This is a genomic window from Streptomyces sp. NBC_00996 (genome assembly GCF_045162675.1).
In the GTDB taxonomy this organism is placed as follows: Bacteria; Actinomycetota; Actinomycetes; order Streptomycetales; family Streptomycetaceae; genus Streptomyces.
In genome coordinates, this window is the sequence record NZ_CP108723.1 from 8,779,650 (window position 1) to 8,798,289 (window position 18,640).

Sequence of the window (18,640 nt, forward strand, 5' to 3'; positions counted from 1 at the left end):
GTCACTCAGAAGGCATCCGCCGTCCGTTCTTGACGGCCGTTGGCCGGGGATGGTGCGTTGTCGGTGCCGGGCTGGCGGGGCGTGTCCCGATAGGGGCCTGCCGATTTTTGTGGCGTCCTCACGATTCTGACCGGCCGGTTGGCCCGGTACCGGCAACGCGACGCGGCCCGGAAAGTCTTCTACCTGGTCAGATAGCCACAGCCAGGACCCTGCTCATAGGGGCTGTCGTGACACTCATCACCGGGGCGAACAAGGGACTCGGCCGTGAGACCGCCCGCCGGCTGATCAAGGAGGGACACACCGTCTACATCGGAGCGCGCAGCACGGAGCGCGGCGAGGCGGCCGCGGCCGAGCTCGGCGCGCGGTTCGTACAGCTCGACGCCACCGACGACGCCTCGGTGCAGACCGCCATGCACGCGATCGAGGAGCGCGAGGGCCGCCTCGACGTCCTGGTCGACAACGCCGGCAGCGCGAACAATATCGTTGGCGCCGACGGCGTCACCGCCGAGTCCGCGCACGCCGTATTCGAGACCAACGTCGTCGGCGTCGTCCGCGTCACCCAGGCCGCGATCCCGCTGCTGCGCAAGTCCGACAACCCGGTCGTGGTGAACGTCTCCAGCGCACTCGGCTCCTTCTGGGCGGTCACCAACCCCGAGCGCCACCAGTCGCACAACGCCTTCATCGTGTACGGCTCCAGCAAGGCGGCCGTCTCGATGCTCACCGTCCAGTACGCCAAGGCACTGCCCGAGATCAAGGTCAACGCCGTCGAGCCCGGCTTCACCGCCACCGACTTCACCGCCGATTTTCCCGGTGGGCGCCCGGTCGAAGAGAGCGCCGAGGTCATCGTGCGCATGGCGACCATCGGCAAGGACGGCCCCACCGGCACCTTCCACGAGGAAGACCACGAGCTCCCCTGGTGAAGCCGACGTCACCGGCGCAAGGGGGGCCGCCCTTGCGCACAGCACCCACCTACCTCCCTGGCCCGGCCGCCTCGTCGAATACTGCCGTCGGATACCAGTGCAGCTGGCCCGGCGGCCCGGGTCACAGGGCCGCCGGGAAGGGGCCCGGGGTGGTTCTGAAATCCCTGACCGCTGGGCTCAACAGGGCTTCAAGATCGGCCCAGGCCCTCTTTGACGCGTATCCGGGTCACAGACCACAGCCCCTATGAGCGGGGTCCTGGCGTGACCGCGCAGATCAACCGGCCGGTGAAGGTGACCGTGGGCCTGTCCGGCGTTGCCACCCTCACGATCGAGGGCCATGAGCAGGGCGACCCCGAATACCCCAAAGTCGCTCTCGGTGATCTCGTGCTGCACGGCCTCCGACGGGCGGGCCGCTCCGCCGTCGGGGTTCTTGTGGGGCGCACGTGATGCCCCATAAGGTGAACTGCTTTGAGTGGCACGTGAGTTCGAGGTCGTCGACCAGGGGAGAGTCGTGGAGATCAAAAAGGTAGTGATCCGCGAAGAGGAGCGCACGAACCGCAAGCCCGCCGTCATGGAGAAGCGCCCGCCGACCCGCTGACCGGGCGGGAACGTGAGCGTGAGCGGGATATCGAGGGGACGGTGACGGGGGAGAGTGGTGTGCGCGTACAGCTGGTGACCATGCCGTGGCACCCGATCGATCTGCCTTCTCTCCAAGTGGGCCTGCTGCACCAGCTGTTGCGGCAGGTCCGCCCGGACGACGATGTGCGTGAGTTCCACGGCTCGCTGCGCTGGGCGGAGTTCCTCCTCGAGCGGTCCGCCGGGCGGCTGCGCCCCGGTAACTACGAGGCGATCGGCAGCGATTCGATCTTCGACGGCCTCGGTGACTGGGTCTTCTCGGGTGTGCTGTACGAGGACGAGAACTGGGGCGTCGCCCGGCTGAAGGAGTACGCCGCACGTCGCGGCCTCTGTATCGACACCGCCTCCGACATGCGGGTCCACGCGACCGAGTTCATCGCCGAGTGCGCGACGGAGGTGCTCGCCCAGGAACCGGACGTCGTCGGGTTCACCAGCACGTTCATGCAGAACGTGCCCTCGCTCGCGCTGGCCAGGGAGCTCAAGCGCCGCCGTCCAGGGCTCACCGTCGTCTTCGGCGGCAGCAACTGCGACGGCCCGATGGGGCACGCCCTGCACCGCAACCATCCCTTCGTCGACCACGTGGTGCGCGGCGAGGGCGAGTACGCCTTCCCGGCGCTCCTGCGCCACCTGGACGCCGACACGCCACCCGCCGACGTACCGGGCCTGTGCTGGTGGGAAGGGCAGACGGACGGCCGGGTCTCGCGGGCGAACACCGAGTCCCGGCGCACCGTGGCGCCCTCCGACATCCCCGCGCCCGACTACGACCAGTGGCAGGCAGCCCTCGACGCATCCCCCGTCCTCGAATACGTCTACCCGAAACTGGTGGTCGAGGGGGCACGCGGCTGCTGGTGGGGCGAGAAGCACCACTGCACCTTCTGCGGGCTCAACGGCTCCTCCATGGCGTTCCGCGCCAAGTCGGGCGAGCAGCTGTGGAGCGAGATCGACCACCTCGTACGACGGCACCGCATCCTCGACGTCGTCACCGTCGACAACATCATCGACATGGCGTACTTCAAGGACTTCCTGCCCCTCGCCGCCGAGAGCGGCTGGGACCTGCGGATGCACTACGAGGTCAAGTCCAACCTCAACCGTGAACAGATCGCCCTCCTCGGGCGGGCCGGAGCCGTGCTCATCCAGCCCGGCATCGAAAGCCTGAGCAACCGGGTCCTCGACCTCATGGACAAGGGCGTCAGCGGCGCCCGCAACGTCCGCACACTCCGTGAGTGCGAGAACCACGCGCTGACCGTCACCTGGAACTACCTGTACGGCTTCCCGGGCGAGACCGTCGAGGACTACGCCCCGGTCGTCGACCAGCTGCCCGCGCTCGTCCACCTGCAGCCCCCGGGCGGCGCCCACCGCATCCAACTGGAGCGGTTCAGTCCGAACTTCACGGACCCGGGGTTCGGCTTCGGCAATCGGCGCCCAGCCGAGATGTACCACCATGTCTACGAGCTGCCCGATTCCGAACTCACCGACCTCGTCTACCTGTTCGCGACGGACGACGCGGGCATCGGCGGAGAGACCGAGAGCCGGCTCAAGCGGGCCGTCGCGGCATGGCGCGACGGACATCACGGATCGAGCCTGGTGATGGTGGAAGCGGAGCCGGAGGACGGTGTGGACGTACTGCTCGTACACGACCGGCGCCACGGCTGGCCCCGCCGCACCCACCGGCTGACCGGCTGGCAGGCGCAAGCGCTGCGCCGCCTCGAGGACGGGCGGACGGAGCCCGCCCTGCACGGGCTGCTGACCGGCGACGGACACGACATCCCGGCCGAGGAGCTGTGCGGGTGGATCCAGCAGGCTCAGGCGACGGGGCTGGTGTTCCGCGACGGGCGGACGTACGTGTCCCTGCCCACGTGGGACGTACCGGACCGCATCGACCCCGACCCGGCTCCGCAATCCACGGACCGTCAGGAGGTGGCCGGATGACCGGGGTTCCCGCGACCGTCCCCCACCGCGTGATCGGCCGACAGGTCCACGTGGACGTGCCGCTGCGCCTGGGCGGGGCGGGGCGCGAGACGGCGGTGGCGGTCCAGTTCCTGCGCGAGTGCCAGAGCCAACGGCTCCGTACGCACTGGGAGATCGCCTACGAAGACCGGCCGCGAGGCGACGACCCGCTCGACACGCATGACGCGCCGTGCGTACGGATGCTGCACCACCTCCCACCACCCGTCGAACGGCCCGACGAACCCGGTGAGTTGAGCGCCTGGCGCACCTCGTACGCCGCCTTCCCCGCCGGCATGCTCTACCACCGCCGCGGCCCGGACTTCATCACCGTCATGGACCGCAGAGAGCGGCCCGCCTCGGCGAGGTTCACCCTCGACCACCCGGATCTGCTCGCCACCTTCGCCACGGTCCAGGAGCCCACGGCGCTCGGTGAACTCGACGCCGTGCAGCGGGAGGCCGTCGACCTGCTCGCGGCCGAGCGGCTCGCTCTCGTCGCCGACGGTTGGGCGGTGGCCCTGCCGCCGCGGCTGCACCGCTGGCCCGTTCCCTGCACGGGGATCTGAGGGTTGGGCGCGGCACGGGCCGACGGGATGGTCCCCCTGCGTCGCCACCGTCCCTTCGTGCTGCTGTGCGGCGAGCAGGTCGCCAGCTCCGTCGGGCGGCAGATCACCGCTCTCGCACTGACCCTGCTGGCCGTGACCGACCTCGGCGCGGGACCGTTCGGGGCGGCCGCGCTGCTGGCGCTGACCTATCTGCCCGGCGCCGTGCTGAGCCCGCTGGCCGGAGCGATCGTCGACCGGATCAGGCTGCGCCGCCTCCTCGTGTGGGTGACCCTCCTGCAGACCCTGGTCGTCGGCTCGATCCCGTTGGCCGGCGCGGTGGGGCATGTCACCCTGGCGCACCTGTACCTGGTCGCAGGCGTCTCGGGCACCCTGACCTTCACGCTCTCGGTCGCGCTCCAGGCAGCGCTGCCGCGCGTCGTCGGACCGGAGCGGCTCCTCGCCGCCAACTCGGCGCTGACCGCGGCCCGTACGAGCGGACAGGTCGGCGGGCCCGCGCTCGGCGGTGCCATGGTCGGGCTCCTCGGAGCCGACGCGGCGCTCCTCGCGGGCAGTGCGGCCTACGCAATCGAGGCCCTCTTTCTGTTCGCGCTGCCCGCCACGCTGAACGCGCTGACAGGCTCGCGGGAGCCCGCCCGCGCGAAGTCCCTGGCCGGCTCGCTGCGTACGGGACTCGCGGTGGTGCGCGCCGAGCGCCGGCTGCGCCGCATGGTCCTGGCGGGCGCCGGACTCAACCTCGGCAGCGGTGCGGCGGCCGCCCTCTACGTCTTCTACGCGACCCGCGATCTCGCCCTGCCCGCCTGGCAGTTGGGGACGACGTACGCGGCCTACAGCGCGGCCACCCTGGCGGGCGCCCTGCTCGCCGGAAGCTTCGCCAGGACCTCGGGGCTGTGGCGGGCCACGCAGATCTTCGGGCTCGCGGCAGGCGCTGCCGTGTTCCTGATCCCGGCCGCGTCGCTGGGCCTCGCCTTCCCCGTGCTGCTCGCGTACCAGGTCTGCTACGGCCTCTCCGGCACCGTATGGATGATCTCCATGACGACCACGCAGCAACTGGTCACCCCTGACGGCATGCAGGGCCGCGTCGCGGGACTCGTGCAGGCGGTGCTGCTCACGACGGTGCCGGTCGGAGCCCTTGCGGGGGGCGCGCTGGCCGCCTGGCTCGGCAACGTACCCATGCTCATGGGCGCGGCGGCCGTGACCCTGCTCTCCGCGGCGACTCTTTGGGCACCCACGGGGGTGGGCGTCACGGTGCCGGAGCGGGCCCTGGACGCGGAGGCGGAGAGCCGCCGCTAGTCACTCACGACGGCCTCCCGCCTAACTGCCGGTTGTGGACCTCGATATGGGCATACGCGTCCGAGACGAGGACGCCGCGAGCCGTCTCCTAGCCGGGGCTTGTCCTTCAGCTTCGAGGCGAGCCGGATCCATCAACGTGCCGTAGCCGGGCGTGAGTTCGACATACGACTTGTTGATCTGCGGGTCGTAGAGATCCGGCCTGTCCACCCCCGTCTTCAAGTTGTACGGCATCAGACGCCGTGGGAGTTCCGGCTCAGGTTGCCAGGGCGATCTCGACGAACTCGTCGATGAGCTGGTCCTGCCGGTTGCTGTCCCAGGCAAGGCAGACCCGGTTCGGGCCGATGTCGCTGATCTCGATATGGGTGATGTCAGAGCGGGTGTAATACGTTGCGGTGGACAAGGGAAGGATCACCACACCGCGGCCCGCCGCGACGTTCTCGAGCTTTTCCTCGACGCTGCGCAGGACGAGCGTCGGGCCGGTGTCCTCGTAGGGGCCGCTTGGATTCGCCGTACTCCGCCACTCCGGGATTGCGGCCGGATTTTGCAGGAGGCGTTCCCCGGCCAGGTCGCTGATGCTGACCGACGACTTGCCAGCAAGGGGGTGGGTTGTCGGCAGGATCACCACTCGGGGCTCGGAAAGCAAGTCGCGTAGCTCGAGCCCGTGGGCTTCGCAGGGCAGTCGTACATATCCGACGTCGATACGGCCGTCACAGATCATCTGGGTCTGTTCATCCCAGTTCGTGCGGATGACTTCGACCTGCACGTCGGGATGTCGGCGGCTGAAGAGACGCACCGCAGCGGTGACGATCAAGCCAGGCATGAACCCCACGGTGAGGGCGTTCTGCGCGTGTGCGGCGCGTACCGCGCGGCGGGTTGTGGCGTCTGCTGCGGACAGCAACGGCCGGGCGTCGCTGAGCAGTTGCTCCCCGGCCGCTGTCAATTCGGTGCCGCGTTTGTCGCGGGCGAACAGTTGCACCTTGAGGTCGCCCTCCAGGGACCTGATCTGCCGGGAAAGCACCGGCTGAGCGATGTGGAGCTTGTCAGCAGCTCGCCCGAAGTGCAGTTCCTCGGCCACAGCGACGAAGTACCGCAGCTTGCGAAGATCCAGTTCCACGCTTCCACCTCCGCCGACCAGACCTATCAAGCGTAGCTGTGCCCACGGAGCGGCGTCAGGGGCGGCTCAGCTCTCCCAGCGGGTCTGTGTGGGTGGGCTGCCAACCGAGCTCTCGCCGGGCTTTGGTCCCCGTGAGCTGCTGGTCGAGCAGGAATGCCTCGGAGATCGGCCCCATCTGCGACTGGGCTTGTGCCTCAGAAAGGTACCGCACCGATCCTGGATGGCCGATGGCCCGGCTGAGCGCTTGGGCGACCTGCCCGGCGGTGGGGTTCGTGTCGGCCACGCCCAGATACACCGAGCCCGGTGGGGCGGACAGCGCCAGTGCGTACAGCTCGGCGAGGTCGTCCACGTGTACCAGCGACCAGTGGTTGGACCCGTCGCCGATACACGGCACCGCGCCGGAGACACGTCCCGGCTCCGCGTAGAAGGAGTCGACCAGGCCGCCCCCGTTGCCGTAGACCAGACCAGGCCGCACGACAATGGGCCGTTCACCAGTCGCTGCGCGGGCCAGAACACACCGCTCGCTGGCCAGGCGCCACGCGGTCAGCCGCGGCGGCGCCATTGGGGCATCCTCATCGACCACACCACAGGTGTCCCCGTAAACCCACACACCACCCGTGTGCACATAGGGCCCGGGCCCCGCACCGTCCTGCAGTGCCTCAGCAGCTTTTTGATCAACCTCTCCCGCGTCCGGACCGCGGTGCTGGGCCAGGTGGATCACGCCATGCGCGGCCCGCGCCGCTTCGTACAGGACCGCGGTGTCGTTGAGCTCCCCGCGCACCGGCTTGGCACCTGCGGCGGCCACGGTTTGCGCGGAGTCGTCGCTGCGCGCCAGCGCAGAGACCTCGGTTCCCCTCCTGACCAGAACGTCGATGGTCGCCCTGCCGATGTACCCGGAGCCCCCGGTCACGAAGACCTTCACTGTCGTGCCCTTTCCGACTGATGTCCATACGACACGACCGAGTCTCGGAATTGCGTGCGTCGGCGTCCAAGACCTGATATGGCCTCTGTGATACCCGGCGGGTATGGGTCGGCACCGGACCTCTCTGATGCGACCCGCCCTGGGCTCGCCATGGGGGAGTGGCGACCGAGGCGTTCACGGCCCAGGACGTTACTCATCGCACACGCGACATTACCCTCTTTGAAGCGGTAGGCGGCGAACGCTAGGTGATCGCCTACCGTGATCTCCAGAGGAGGGCCGCTGTGATCGGCCGCACCCGCGAGCGCACCGGACGTGTCCAATTCACAGTGCGCGGCGAGACGCGCAGGTGAGGATCATGGCTCTGACTCTCGCCTGCGAGGTGCCACAGGAACCAGAAGCCCCTCTGGGGCGGAGTGATGCCCGTAAGGCATCACAGGGAACGCAAATGGTCTTGGACGCGGTAGCGGTGAGCGCGCGACTGTGGAGTACGCAAGCGGCCGACTGCCTGGAAGGCACGTCGGCCAAGCCGAAAAACTGGGAAGGCATCACTGTGGATCTCACCGGGCAGCGCGTCGTGCTCATGGGCGGCACCTCGGGCATCGGGCTGGCGACGGCCGATGCCGTCAGCGCGCAGGGCGCTCAGGCCGTTGTCGTCTCCAGCCGGCAGTCAAGCGTGGACAAGGCGCTCAGCGAACTGCCGCAGGAGGCGGAAGGGCATGTGGTCAACCTTGCGGACACGGAGCAGATCGCTGATCTGTTTGCATCGCTGGGGGACTTCGACCATCTGGTCTACACCGCGGGAGAGCCCCTCGCTCTGATGCCGCTCGAGACTCTGGACATCGAGGCGGCCAGGTCCTTCTTCACCCTGCGGTTCTTCAGCGCGCTCGACGCTGTGCGCGCTGCGGCGCCCCGGCTGCGTGCCGGGGGCTCGGTCACTTTGACGACCGGCATCGCCAAGGACCGGCCTGGCCCGGGCTGGGCCGTGGCCGCCGGCATCTGCGGCGCGGTGGAGGCCCTCACCAAGGCCCTGGCGGTGGAACTGGCCCCCGTCAGGGTGAACGCAGTCTCTCCGGGAGTCATCCGCAGCCCCCTGTGGTCGGGGATGAGCAAAGGCGACCGGGATGCGATGTACGAGAACATCGGCAAGTCCCTGCCCATCGGACGGGTGGGGGAGGTCGAGGACGTCGCCCAGGCGTACCTGTACCTCATCACCCAGCCCTACACGACCGGCACCATCATCACCATCGACGGCGGCACCGTCCTCGTATGACCAGCCGTCACCACACCGGGCGTCGCGCCGTCCGGTTTCACCGTAAGACGCACGGCGCCCCAGCCGGCGCAACGGCTGCACACGATCACCGCGCCGACGAGGGGCCACGCCGGCCGAGCTGGACACGCCGACAGTTGACTCATCCACTCATGCCAACGTGTAGGCCCCTACGACCGCGCGTCAACTCATCGGCCTCGGATATCGCGTTGCCGTCGAGCACGATGCCGGTGCGGCGGCAGGATTCGCCGACCCCGTATGTGAGGCGCCGCCCTCAAGCCGACGGCGAGAACAGCCAACGCTGCCGGAGACCGACGACCGCACGTGCGCCAGGTGGTCCCCGAAGCGTGCGTAGGAGCCAGACGTGAGTGTCGTCAGCGAGATCGGTCCTTCGATCAACGAGGACGCCGTGCTTTGGTCGGTCCCTGAGGCCGACCGGCAGGGCAAGCATCTCCTGGTGATGATGCACGGCTGGGGTTACGACGAGACCCACCTCTTCCAGCTCACTCCGTGTCTGCCGGGTGAGCTGGTGGTCGCGTCACTGCGGGCTCCCATCCCCGAGGCGGGCGGGTATGCCTGGTTCCCGAGCAAGGGCAACCCGATCGGCAATCCCCGGCCGGCGGTGGCGAATGCCATGACCGATGCCGTACTCGAATGGTTGGACGCCCAGCCCCGCTTCTCCTCGGTAGGGCTCATCGGATTCTCGCAAGGGGGCGGAATGGCGCTGCAACTGCTGAGGCGCGCTCCCACACGTTTCTCCTACGCCGCACAGCTCGCTGGATTCGTGGTGAACGACAGTCAGCCCGGGGACCGGTTGCTCGCTGACAGCAAGCTCCCCGTTTTCTGGGGCCGCGGCGGCCTCGACGGAGTCATACCCAACGATGCGATAGCTCGCACCAGGAATTGGATGGTCACACACACGGATGCGGATATCCGTGTCTATCCCCGGCTGGGACACGATGTCGCCGGCCGGGAGGTCGACGACTTGGCCGCCTTCATCGCCCGCCGGACCGAGGTGGGCTAGCAGGTGCTCGCCTCGCCGGAGGCGCCACCGCCCCACCACCGGCCGGCCTTCGTCGCCTTCGGCGGCGACGCCACCACCCTCACCGACGCCACCGTTGCGGACCCCATGGGTTCACGGGGCGCGGTCGTTCCGCTGCACCTGGGAAGGAAGCATCAATGCGCCACGATATCGAGTTCGATGCGGAAGGAGCCCTGCTTCGCGGGTGGTTCTACGAGGCGCACGGGGCGACAGGGCCATCCCCGTGTGTGGTCATGGCGCACGGTTGGACGTCAACGAAGCGCATGTATCTCGACAAGTTCGCAGAGGTCTTCGCGCAGGCGGGTCTCGCGGTGGTGGTTTTCGACAACCGCGGCTGGGGCGACTCCGGTACAGCTCCCGGAAAGCCACGGCACGAAGTAGACCCCTGGGAGCAAATCCGGGACTACCAGCATGCGATCACGCATGCGCAGAATCGGCCGGAAGTCGATCCCGAACGTATCGGGGTGTGGGGCACAAGCTTCTCCGCCGCACATGCCTTCGTGGTGGCGGCCATCGACCGGCGGGTCAAGGCGGTCAGCGGACAGGCGCCCTTCATCAGTGGCCGAGCCACCTACGCGAACCTCGCACGAGTCAACAACCTGGTAGTGGGACCGGAGGTCTTCACCGCCGACCGTCGCGCGCGGGCCCTCGGGGAGCCGCCGGTCACCGTACCGGTCGTCGGCTCGGATCCGAGCGAGCTCGTGGGTCTGCCAACCCCGGACTCCTATGAGTACTTCACCCACGCCCGCGCCGAACTCGATCCCGACTGGCCCAACGAGGTAACGCTGCGCAGCCTGGACAACTTCTACGGCTATGAGCCGGCGCGGTACCTGCCCGATGTCACTCCGACGCCACTGCTGATGATCGTGGGCCGTGAGGACGGCCTGACCGGCGGGAACCTGGCCGCTTCGGCGTACCAGACTGCGTCCGAACCGAAGAAGATCGTTCTTCTGCCCGGTGGACACTTCGCCGCGTACACAGGAGACGGATTCACGCTGGCCTCGCAGGCCTCTCGCGACTGGTTCCTGGAGCACCTCGTCGCAGCATGAGACAGAACGTGGTGGCGGCCGGGCACGCGGCCGCCAGCACGGTCACGGGCCGAGGCGTTCGTGTCACGGAACGGCCGGTGCCTCCTTCACCTGCCGGTCCGTCGACCCTCGTTCCTCACGAGTGAACCCTGTCGAAACGAATGGAGGTGGGTGGTGTCGATCACGATGACGTTGGGGAAAAAAGCACGGCTGGCCCGGGTGGAACCGCTGTTGGAAGGCAAGGTCCTGCCCACCGAACAAACCGTCCAAGCGCTCGAAGCGGTCCTGCTGCCCGGCGACCGGGTCGCGCTTGAGGGTAACAATCAGAAGCAGGCGGACTTCCTTTCGCGCTGCCTGGCCCAAGTCGACCCGTCGGTGGTCCACAACCTCCACATGGTGATGTCCTGCATCACCCGTCCTGAGCACCTGGACCTGTTCGAGGCATCCATTGCGGCCACAGCGGATTTCGCCTACTGCGGTCCCCAGTCCCTCCGGGTCGCCCAGCTCATCGCCGACGGAGTGCTCAAAGTAGGCGCCATCCACACCTACCTTGAACTCTATGCGCGCATGTATCTCGACCTGTTTCCCCAAGTCGCGCTGATTGCCGCTGACCAAGGCGATACCCACGGCAACCTGTACACCGGTCCCAACACCGAAGACACACCGGTGGTGTCGGAGACCACCGCCTTCCGCGGAGGCGTTGTGATCGCCCAGGTCAACGAGCTGGTGGAGCCGGCTTCCCTGCCACGGGTGGACATCCCCGGAGACTGGGTGGACGTCGTCGTCACGGCAGATCGGCCGTACCAACTGGAGGCCCTGTTCACCCGCGATCCACGCCAGATCAACGAAGTGCAGATCTTCATGGCGATGATCGCAATCCGCGGGGTCTACGAACGCCATGAGGTGACCTCGCTCAACCACGGCATCGGCTACGACACCGCCGCGATCGAGCTGCTGCTGCCGACGTATGGGGAATCGCTCGGTCTGCGAGGCAAGATCTGCCGCGACTGGGCGCTGAACCCGCACCCCACCCTCATCCCGGCCATAGAGTCCGGCTGGGTACGCAGCGTCATGCCGTTCGGCAACGAGGTGGGCATGGGTGCCTACGTCTCTTCCCGCCCGGACATCTTCCCGATCGGCCCGGACGGCACCTTGCGCTCGAACCGTATGGCCGCCCAAGCCGCCGGTCTGTACGCCACGGACATGTTCATCGGCTCCACTCTTCAGATCGACGCCGACGGCAATTCCTCCACCGTCACCGCGGGCCGCGTCTCGGGATTCGGCGGCGCGCCCAATCTCGGCCACGACCCGCGCGGCAGGCGCCACTCGACACCTGCCTGGCTCGGAACGGGAGCAATGAGCACCGGCCGAGGGCGCAAGCTCGTCGTCCAAACCGTGCAGACCTACGGCGCCAAGGGCACTCCTCACTTCGTCGAGTCCCTGGACGCGGTCCAGGCCGGGAAGGACGCCGGTCTGCCCGTCCCACCCGTGATGATCTACGGCGACGACATCACCCATGTGGTGACCGAGGAGGGCGTCGCCTATCTGTACAAGGCCCGCGACCTCGAAGAGCGCCGCCAGGCCGTGGCATGGGCGGCCGGCGCCACACCGTTCGGTCTGGCGCGGGACCGCAGCAAGGACGACATGATGCGGCGTGACGGGTTGATCGCCTCACCCGAGGACCTCGGAGTGCGCCGCACGGACGCCCGCCGCTCATTGCTTGCCGCACGCAGCATCGCCGACCTGGTCGAGTGGTCCGGTGGTCTGTACGACCCGCCGTCGCGTCTGCGGGACTGGTGACCGTGACCGTCACCAGCAGCCGCAAGCCGCTCTCTGCCGGGTCTGCCCCCAACCCGGACCGGCTGGCCGACATGGCCGTGCACGCTCTCGTCGGGGAGGCCGAACTCACCCCCAAACCGGGGCTGGTGGACCGTCGTGGGCAGGGCGCGCACACCGACATGGATGTGTCGCTGATGCTGCGATCCGCTTACCGGCTGCGGCCGGGTTTCGGCCATATGGCCGCACTCGCGACGCGTCACCGGCACCCCTGCCTGGAACTGCGCGAGGAACTGGCGGCTGCGGGACGTCGCGCCGAGCAGGACATGCTCGCCGCAACGGGGGGAGTCAACACCCATCGAGGGGCCGTGTGGACCTTGGGCCTGCTCGTGGCCGCGGCCGCCATGCTCCCTGCGGGATCGGGCGCGGCGGCGGTCAGTGGCACCGCCGGGCGCATCGCCCGGTTCCCGGACCGCGCCTGCCCACCCGAGGCACTGTCCGGCCACGGCGCGGTGGTGCGCGCCCGGTACGGGGCGCACGGAGCCCGCGGGCAGGCGGCGGCGGGCTTCCCGCACGTCGTCCGTGTGGCGCTGCCCGCTCTGGCCGCGGCCCGAGCACGCGGGGCTGGGGAGGATCGGGCCCAGCTCGACGCGCTCATGGCGCTCATGGCCAGCCTGGAGGACACCTGCCTCCTGCACCGGGGCGGACCTGCCGGTCTGCGCAGGGTGCAACTCGGCGCCTCACGGGTGATCGCCGCCGGCGGCTGCGCCACCGCAGCCGGGACAGCGCTGCTGAACTGCCTCGACACCGAGCTGGCTCGCGGACGACTGTCCCCAGGCGGCTCCGCAGACCTGTTGGCGGCTGCGCTCTTCCTCGACCTCCTGGAGACATGACTGTGGAGAACCTGGAGTACACCTTCTACGCCGCGGTCGGGCCGAGCCGCCGGGGCCGGGTCGGCGTGGCCGCCTCCGGAGACCTGGAAATCCTCGCGGTCCCCCGGGATGTTCCGGAGGCCACGGTCCGAGTGCAGACCAGCGTCGAAGGCTTCGCACCGGTCTGGAACAACGTGCTGGCGCGCTTCTTCAAGGCCAATCCCCTGGCCGTCGACCTCGTCATCCGTGATGGCGGTGCCACGCCCGGCATGGTGGCGCTTCGCCTGGCGCAGTTGAAGGAGGTCATCTCGTGAGTCCCGTCCCGATCACGCGAGTCCCGGTCACCGAACTCACCGCACGCGAGCGCGCCTCCTGCGTCCTGGACGACGGCACCTTCCGCGAACTGGTCGACCCGTTCCAGAACATGATCTCCCCGCACTTGGCGCCACAGGACATCACCCCCCAGTCCGACGACGGCGTGGTGGTCGCCCGGGGTTCCATCGACAGCGTGAGCGCCGTCGTCCTCGCCATTGAGGGGGCCTTCCAGGGCGGCGGTGTCGGAGAGGTCGGCGGCGCGAAGATCGCCGGTGCCCTCGAACTCGCTCTCCGCGAGGCTGAAGCCGGGCTCCCCATCCGCCCGGTGCTCTTCCTCGAGACCGGCGGCATTCGCCTCCAGGAGGCCAACCTCGGTCTGCTGGCCATCGCCGAGATCCACGCCGCCATTGCCGCACTGCGCCGCCATGTACCCGTGGTCGGCGTGTGCACCGGCATGATCGGCTGCTTCGGCGGCATGGGCATCGCCGCGGGGCTGTGCAGCCACCTGGTCCTCACGCCGCAGGCCCGCCTCGGACTCAACGGGCCCGAGGTCATCGAGCAGGAAGCCGGCATCGCCGAGCTCGACTCCGCCGACCGCGCCGAGATCTGGCGGACCGTCGGAGGAGAACAGCGCGTCGCCGTCGGCCTTGCCGACGTCCTGGTCCCCGACGACATCGAGGCCGTCCGAAGGGCCCTCCGCGAGATCTTCCGAGCCGGCCCGATCGCCGATGTCCCCTGCCGCAGCGCCCGCATCGACGACTACCGCGCCCGGCTGGCCGCGCTCGATCCCCGACGACCGCCCGACGGCCCGACGCTGCGGGTCCTGTGGGGCGACGACGAGGGGGAAGGGGCATGAGCCAGGCAGGGCAGGGGCGCGCGGCCGTCTGGTTCGAAGCGCTGACCGGGACAGAGCCCGGGGACTCGGCGTTCCCCGGCCGACCTGGACCGGTTCGCTCACTCGCGGTCGCCGATGCGCCACTGCTGGGACGCCCGGCCCGGTTCCTGGCCGTCGTCCCGGATCCGGCGAGCCGGTGGCCGCGCGCCCGACTGGGCGAGGTCGGCCTCGACGAGGGCTGGGCGCTGGCCGCCGCCGTCCGCGAGGCCGTGGCCGCGGACGCTCACGCCGCAGTGAAGCGGGCCGTCGTCGCCGTGGTCGACGTACCGGGCCAGGCATACGGCCACCGCGAGGAACTGTTCGGCATCCACCAGGCGCTGGCCGCTGCCGTGGACGCCTACAGCGCGGCGCGACTGGCAGGTCACCCGGTCATCGCCTTCGTCGTCGGGCGCGCGATCTCCGGCGCTTTCCTTGCCCACGGACTGCAGGCCCACCGGATCGTCGCCCTCGATGATCCGGACGTCATGGTGCAGGTCATGTCCAAGGAGTCTGCGGCCCGCATCACCCGCCGTACGGCTGCCGAACTCGATGCCGTCGCCCGGACGGTCCCGGCCACCGCCTACGACGGCGCCACGTTCGCCACACTCGGCGCCGTCCATCGTCTCGTCGCCGTCCAATCCGCCGACGAGCCCACGCCCGAGGACGCCCGCACCGCCGGGGTGGCTCTGGCGGACGCGGTGACCGCCGCCCTCAACGGCCACGGCGACCTCTCCGACCGGCTTCGCTCGCCAGAGGCCGCACGCCGGCGGGCCGCCTCCATCGAGGTCCGACGCAGGCTCGCCGCAGCCTGGCACGCACGACCATGAGCGAGCTGGCACCGCGCGTCCACGACCTGCTGGAACTGCGGGACCCTCACAGCACGCTCCGGACCGAGCCCGCCGGGCCCGAAATTCCGCCGGACTGGGCGTCTCAAGTACTGCGCACCTACCCGTGGGTGGTCGTGCGGCGAGCCCCGACTTTCCGGGTCCCTGGGCAGACTTGGCTGCCCGTAGGGGTCAGAGGCGCCACAAGGGCCCAGCGTTTGGCTGCCTACGTGCCCCAGACCGCCGTCGTACGGGTGCATACGCCGGAGTCCCTGCCGGACCGGCTGGCCGGTTTGGACCAGGGCCGCGTCCTCGGCATCCCTGCCCTGAGCGCACTGCCCGCGGCCGCCGCCGTACTCCGAGGCTTCGCCGTCACCTGGGGGCCGGTCGGCGCGGTGGGCTACGAGTTGGCCACCGGCGCACCCACGGCCCACTGGGCCAGCGACCTCGACCTGGCCTTGCGCGTACCGAAACCCGTCGCTCGGGAACGGGCCCGAGGCCTCGCCGACGCCCTCGCCGCCCTTCCGGTGCGCGTCGACGCCTTGCTGGAGACCAACCGCGGCGCCATCGCGCTCACCGAGTACGCCGAGGCCCGCGGCCAGGTGATGCTCCGGGGTACCACAGGCCCGCGCCTGGTCACCGATCCGTGGCAGCCGAAAGCGGGTGCGCAGTGACCGTCGCCTTCCTCTTCCCCGGCCAGGGGGCGCAGCGCACGGGCATGCTGCACGACCTCCCACCTGGCTTTGAGACGTACCGCACGCTCAGCGACGCAGCGGCCTTCCTGGGGCGCCCTGTCGGCCCGGGCGACGACGGACCGAACGCCTTCGACTCCGAGGCACCGATGCGCACGGACACCACGGCGATCCAGCTCGCCCTCCTCATCGCGGGAACAGCCGGCGCACGCGGGTTGGCGGCCAGGGGGTGCCGTCCCGACTGGGTCGCCGGGCACTCCGTGGGCGCGGTCACAGCAGCGGTCGCGGCTGGCGCTCTGGACCTCACCGACGCTCTGGACCTGGTACGGCTGCGCGCCGCCCTCATGTCCGCCGCGGTCCCCGGCGACGAATACGGCATGGTCGCGATCGGCGGACTGTCACAGGCGCAGGTCGAGAGGTGCGCAGCCCAGGCGCGCGCCGAGGGTCTGACGGTGTACGCATCCAACGTCAACGCCCCGGACCAGGCCGCCGTCTCAGGCAATATCTCCGGCCTGGACCGGGTGGCGGCGCTGTGCCGTGAGCGCGGGGCGGCACGCATCAACAGCCTCCACGTACCGATACCCGCCCACTGCTCACTTCTCGACGGCGTCGTCGCACCGCTCACCGACCACCTCGCCGATTTGGCCCGAGCCGGGCGGCTGCGTCGACCGCAGTGCGCCTGGGTGACCAACATCGACGGCCGACCCACCCGTGACCCCCAACGGATGGCAGCAGACCTGGCGCAGGGCGTCGCCCGGCCGGTCCGCTGGTACGACGCGACCACCGGGCTCTACGAGCGCGGGGTGACCCTCTTCACCGAACTCATGCCCGCCGGCACGCTGACCGCCCTGGCCGACGCCGCCTTCCCCCACGCACGTTCCTACGCCGTGGGACGAGACCTGGATTCGGCAGCTGTTCTGATACGGCGCTTCAAGTTACCGGTCGGCCCTTTATCCGCCCCCTGCTCGTTCTCCCCTTACCCGCACCACCAGGAGCCGCTATGACTGTTGTACATACCCGCTCGGGCGTCGTAAGGGGCATCTCCTTCGACGGCGTACGCGCCTGGCGCGGCATCCCCTACGCACGCCCTCCGGTTGGCGACCTGCGCTGGGCCGCCCCGCAGCGCGAAACCCCCTGGCAGGGCATACGGGACGGCGGCCGGTTCGGCAATCGCGCCCCGCAACAGCCGTCGCAAGCCCTGAACCTCGGATACGGCGAGGGCGCCGACGCCGACACCCCGATGGACGAGGACTGCCTCTACCTCAACGTGTGTACACCCGACGTTCCGGGAGGCTCGCGGCTGCCGGTGCAGGTATGGATCCACGGCGGAGGGTACGTCGTCGGGTCCGGCCCGGAACACTTCGGCGACGGCGCCGCGGTGGCCCGGCGAGGCGTGGTGGTCGTCACGTTCAACTACCGTCTCGGTGCGCTGGGGATGCTGAACCTCGCCGCGCTCCTGGGGCGGCAGGAGAACTGCGCCGCCAACAACACCCTGCGCGATCAGATCGCCGCCCTGCGCTGGGTCCGCGAAAACATCCCCGCATTCGGCGGCGACCCCGGGAACGTCACCGTCCACGGCGTTTCCGCGGGGGGCAAGAGCGTGGTCAATCTGATGGCCACTCCCGCAGCCAAGGGCCTGTTCCACGGCGCCATCGTGCAAAGCGGCGGGGACCACGTCGCCGAGCCAGACACCACCGCCGACCTCGCCCGGCGCTTCACCGGACTGCTCGGCCTGTCGGATGGCGACCTCGGATGTCTGCGCGACGTGCCCGCCACGGAACTCCTGGCCGCCCAACTCGCCCTGAGCGAGGGCACACGGGCCACCTGGACCTGGCGGCCGACCATCGACGGCGGTCTGCTTCCCCAGCGCCCCACCCGCGCCCTCAGCCTCGGCCGGGCCGCAGGCATCCCACTGCTGATCGGCTCCACGGGCAATGAGGCCGGGGGTTACCACCTGATGGACCCGACCGCCAGGGAATACACCGCAGCCGTCCGGCAGGAGATCTTCGGCCCTGATGCCGACCACGCGGCAGCCATGTACGCCGCGCTCTACCCGAATGCCACGCGGGAGGAGACCGACCGGATGTTCATGTCCGACGAACGCTACGGTGCCCCCACCCTGCAGATCGCCGACGCCCAGTCCCGGCATGCTCCCGTCTGGCACTACCGATTCACCGGCCCCGCGCCGGGGCAGCCGTCAGAGTTCCGGATGTTCCACGGCACCGACATACCTTACGCGTGGGGGCTGCTCGAGGACAGCGGCGACCCCGGAGTGGCCGCGTTGTGCCGCGGCATCCTGGACGCTTGGACGGCTTTCCGTTACCGTGCCGTGCCCTACTCCCCACACCTGCCGGCTTGGCCTGAGTACGACAGAGTCACCCGGGCCACGATGGTTCTCGGCACCGCCCCTCACATCACCCTCGACGGCGCCGTACCGCAGTACGCCCCCCTGTGGGCCGACCAGGAGTGGATCCCTGGCACCTGGTGGCCGCAGGGCTGACCACGGGGCGTCCGGTGTCGGAGACGTGAGCTTCCCGCCCATCCGGATGTCGTAGCCG

The 18,640-nt window shown here is 69.5% G+C and carries 19 protein-coding genes and 1 pseudogene; 17 read left to right on the forward strand and 3 right to left on the reverse strand.

Features of this window, described 5'->3' with window-relative positions:
• The first annotated feature begins 227 nt into the window (after positions 1 to 227).
• The 6 genes from OG390_RS40815 to OG390_RS40840 all read left to right on the forward strand — a co-directional run bounded on the left by OG390_RS40815 (position 228) and on the right by OG390_RS40840 (position 5,356).
• Positions 228 to 920, forward strand: a complete 693-nt coding sequence (locus OG390_RS40815) for an SDR family NAD(P)-dependent oxidoreductase (protein ID WP_406175005.1) — start codon at positions 228 to 230, stop codon at positions 918 to 920.
• 261 nt (positions 921 to 1,181) lie between these two features.
• Positions 1,182 to 1,367, forward strand: coding sequence for a hypothetical protein (locus OG390_RS40820; RefSeq protein ID WP_406175007.1), 186 nt, complete (start codon positions 1,182 to 1,184; stop codon positions 1,365 to 1,367).
• Between the two features lie 25 nt (positions 1,368 to 1,392).
• Positions 1,393 to 1,518: a hypothetical protein gene (locus tag OG390_RS40825; protein WP_256223277.1), complete on the forward strand. Its 126-nt coding sequence runs from the start codon at positions 1,393 to 1,395 to the stop codon at positions 1,516 to 1,518.
• Positions 1,519 to 1,577: 59 nt separating this feature from the next.
• Complete coding sequence (locus tag OG390_RS40830) at positions 1,578 to 3,485, forward strand: RiPP maturation radical SAM C-methyltransferase (protein ID WP_406175008.1); 1,908 nt, start codon at positions 1,578 to 1,580, stop codon at positions 3,483 to 3,485.
• Entirely contained in the window at positions 3,482 to 4,066 is a 585-nt protein-coding gene (locus OG390_RS40835) for a DUF5825 family protein (protein WP_406175010.1), read from the forward strand. Before OG390_RS40830 ends, OG390_RS40835 begins: the two co-directional genes overlap by 4 nt.
• A gap of 3 nt (positions 4,067 to 4,069) precedes the next feature.
• Complete coding sequence (locus OG390_RS40840; RefSeq protein WP_406175012.1) at positions 4,070 to 5,356, forward strand: MFS transporter; 1,287 nt, start codon at positions 4,070 to 4,072, stop codon at positions 5,354 to 5,356.
• An 89-nt stretch (positions 5,357 to 5,445) separates the two neighbouring features.
• Here the strand turns inward: OG390_RS40840 and OG390_RS40845 are convergent.
• From OG390_RS40845 to OG390_RS40855, 3 genes and pseudogenes are all read right to left on the reverse strand, one after another.
• Positions 5,446 to 5,602 (reverse strand): annotated as a pseudogene (locus OG390_RS40845) (IS21 family transposase); the annotation flags it as partial.
• 7 nt (positions 5,603 to 5,609) lie between these two features.
• On the reverse strand, positions 5,610 to 6,470 hold the full coding sequence (locus tag OG390_RS40850) for a LysR substrate-binding domain-containing protein (RefSeq protein WP_406175014.1): 861 nt from the start codon (positions 6,468 to 6,470) through the stop codon (positions 5,610 to 5,612).
• A gap of 55 nt (positions 6,471 to 6,525) precedes the next feature.
• Positions 6,526 to 7,392 (reverse strand): NAD-dependent epimerase/dehydratase family protein, encoded by an 867-nt coding sequence (locus OG390_RS40855; protein WP_406175016.1) that lies wholly within the window; start codon positions 7,390 to 7,392, stop codon positions 6,526 to 6,528.
• A 445-nt stretch (positions 7,393 to 7,837) separates the two neighbouring features.
• Between OG390_RS40855 and OG390_RS40860 the strand changes: the two genes are divergently transcribed.
• The 11 genes from OG390_RS40860 (at position 7,838) to OG390_RS40910 (ending at position 18,582) form a co-directional block, all read left to right on the forward strand.
• Complete coding sequence (locus OG390_RS40860) at positions 7,838 to 8,662, forward strand: SDR family oxidoreductase (protein WP_406175018.1); 825 nt, start codon at positions 7,838 to 7,840, stop codon at positions 8,660 to 8,662.
• A gap of 361 nt (positions 8,663 to 9,023) precedes the next feature.
• On the forward strand, positions 9,024 to 9,683 hold the full coding sequence (locus tag OG390_RS40865; protein ID WP_406175020.1) for an alpha/beta hydrolase: 660 nt from the start codon (positions 9,024 to 9,026) through the stop codon (positions 9,681 to 9,683).
• A 155-nt stretch (positions 9,684 to 9,838) separates the two neighbouring features.
• Entirely contained in the window at positions 9,839 to 10,750 is a 912-nt protein-coding gene (locus OG390_RS40870) for an alpha/beta hydrolase (protein WP_406175022.1), read from the forward strand.
• 153 nt (positions 10,751 to 10,903) lie between these two features.
• On the forward strand, positions 10,904 to 12,529 hold the full coding sequence (gene mdcA / locus OG390_RS40875) for a malonate decarboxylase subunit alpha (protein WP_406175024.1): 1,626 nt from the start codon (positions 10,904 to 10,906) through the stop codon (positions 12,527 to 12,529).
• A 2-nt stretch (positions 12,530 to 12,531) separates the two neighbouring features.
• Positions 12,532 to 13,398, forward strand: coding sequence for a triphosphoribosyl-dephospho-CoA synthase (locus OG390_RS40880; protein ID WP_406175026.1), 867 nt, complete (start codon positions 12,532 to 12,534; stop codon positions 13,396 to 13,398).
• On the forward strand, positions 13,395 to 13,691 hold the full coding sequence (gene mdcC, locus OG390_RS40885) for a malonate decarboxylase acyl carrier protein (protein ID WP_406175027.1): 297 nt from the start codon (positions 13,395 to 13,397) through the stop codon (positions 13,689 to 13,691). The genes OG390_RS40880 and mdcC overlap by 4 nt, the downstream gene beginning before the upstream one ends.
• Positions 13,688 to 14,548 carry a biotin-independent malonate decarboxylase subunit beta gene (locus OG390_RS40890; RefSeq protein WP_406175029.1) on the forward strand — a complete coding sequence of 287 codons (861 nt, stop codon included), beginning with the start codon at positions 13,688 to 13,690 and terminating at the stop codon, positions 14,546 to 14,548. Before mdcC ends, OG390_RS40890 begins: the two co-directional genes overlap by 4 nt.
• Positions 14,545 to 15,393, forward strand: coding sequence for a biotin-independent malonate decarboxylase subunit gamma (gene mdcE / locus OG390_RS40895; RefSeq protein WP_406175031.1), 849 nt, complete (start codon positions 14,545 to 14,547; stop codon positions 15,391 to 15,393). Before OG390_RS40890 ends, mdcE begins: the two co-directional genes overlap by 4 nt.
• Entirely contained in the window at positions 15,390 to 16,064 is a 675-nt protein-coding gene (locus OG390_RS40900) for a malonate decarboxylase holo-ACP synthase (protein WP_406175033.1), read from the forward strand. The genes mdcE and OG390_RS40900 overlap by 4 nt, the downstream gene beginning before the upstream one ends.
• On the forward strand, positions 16,061 to 17,086 hold the full coding sequence (locus tag OG390_RS40905) for an ACP S-malonyltransferase (RefSeq protein ID WP_406175035.1): 1,026 nt from the start codon (positions 16,061 to 16,063) through the stop codon (positions 17,084 to 17,086). Before OG390_RS40900 ends, OG390_RS40905 begins: the two co-directional genes overlap by 4 nt.
• Positions 17,083 to 18,582, forward strand: coding sequence for a carboxylesterase/lipase family protein (locus OG390_RS40910; protein ID WP_406175036.1), 1,500 nt, complete (start codon positions 17,083 to 17,085; stop codon positions 18,580 to 18,582). Before OG390_RS40905 ends, OG390_RS40910 begins: the two co-directional genes overlap by 4 nt.
• Positions 18,583 to 18,640 lie beyond the last annotated feature (58 nt).

Coding starts and splice junctions, on each gene's coding strand:
- OG390_RS40835 (WP_406175010.1), top strand. CDS start 3,482: ATGACCGGGGTTCCCGCGACCGTCCCCCACCGCGTGATCGGCCGACAG.
- OG390_RS40860 (WP_406175018.1), top strand. CDS start 7,838: ATGGTCTTGGACGCGGTAGCGGTGAGCGCGCGACTGTGGAGTACGCAA.
- OG390_RS40870 (WP_406175022.1), top strand. CDS start 9,839: ATGCGCCACGATATCGAGTTCGATGCGGAAGGAGCCCTGCTTCGCGGG.
- mdcC (WP_406175027.1), top strand. CDS start 13,395: ATGACTGTGGAGAACCTGGAGTACACCTTCTACGCCGCGGTCGGGCCG.
- mdcE (WP_406175031.1), top strand. CDS start 14,545: ATGAGCCAGGCAGGGCAGGGGCGCGCGGCCGTCTGGTTCGAAGCGCTG.
- OG390_RS40900 (WP_406175033.1), top strand. CDS start 15,390: ATGAGCGAGCTGGCACCGCGCGTCCACGACCTGCTGGAACTGCGGGAC.
- OG390_RS40910 (WP_406175036.1), top strand. CDS start 17,083: ATGACTGTTGTACATACCCGCTCGGGCGTCGTAAGGGGCATCTCCTTC.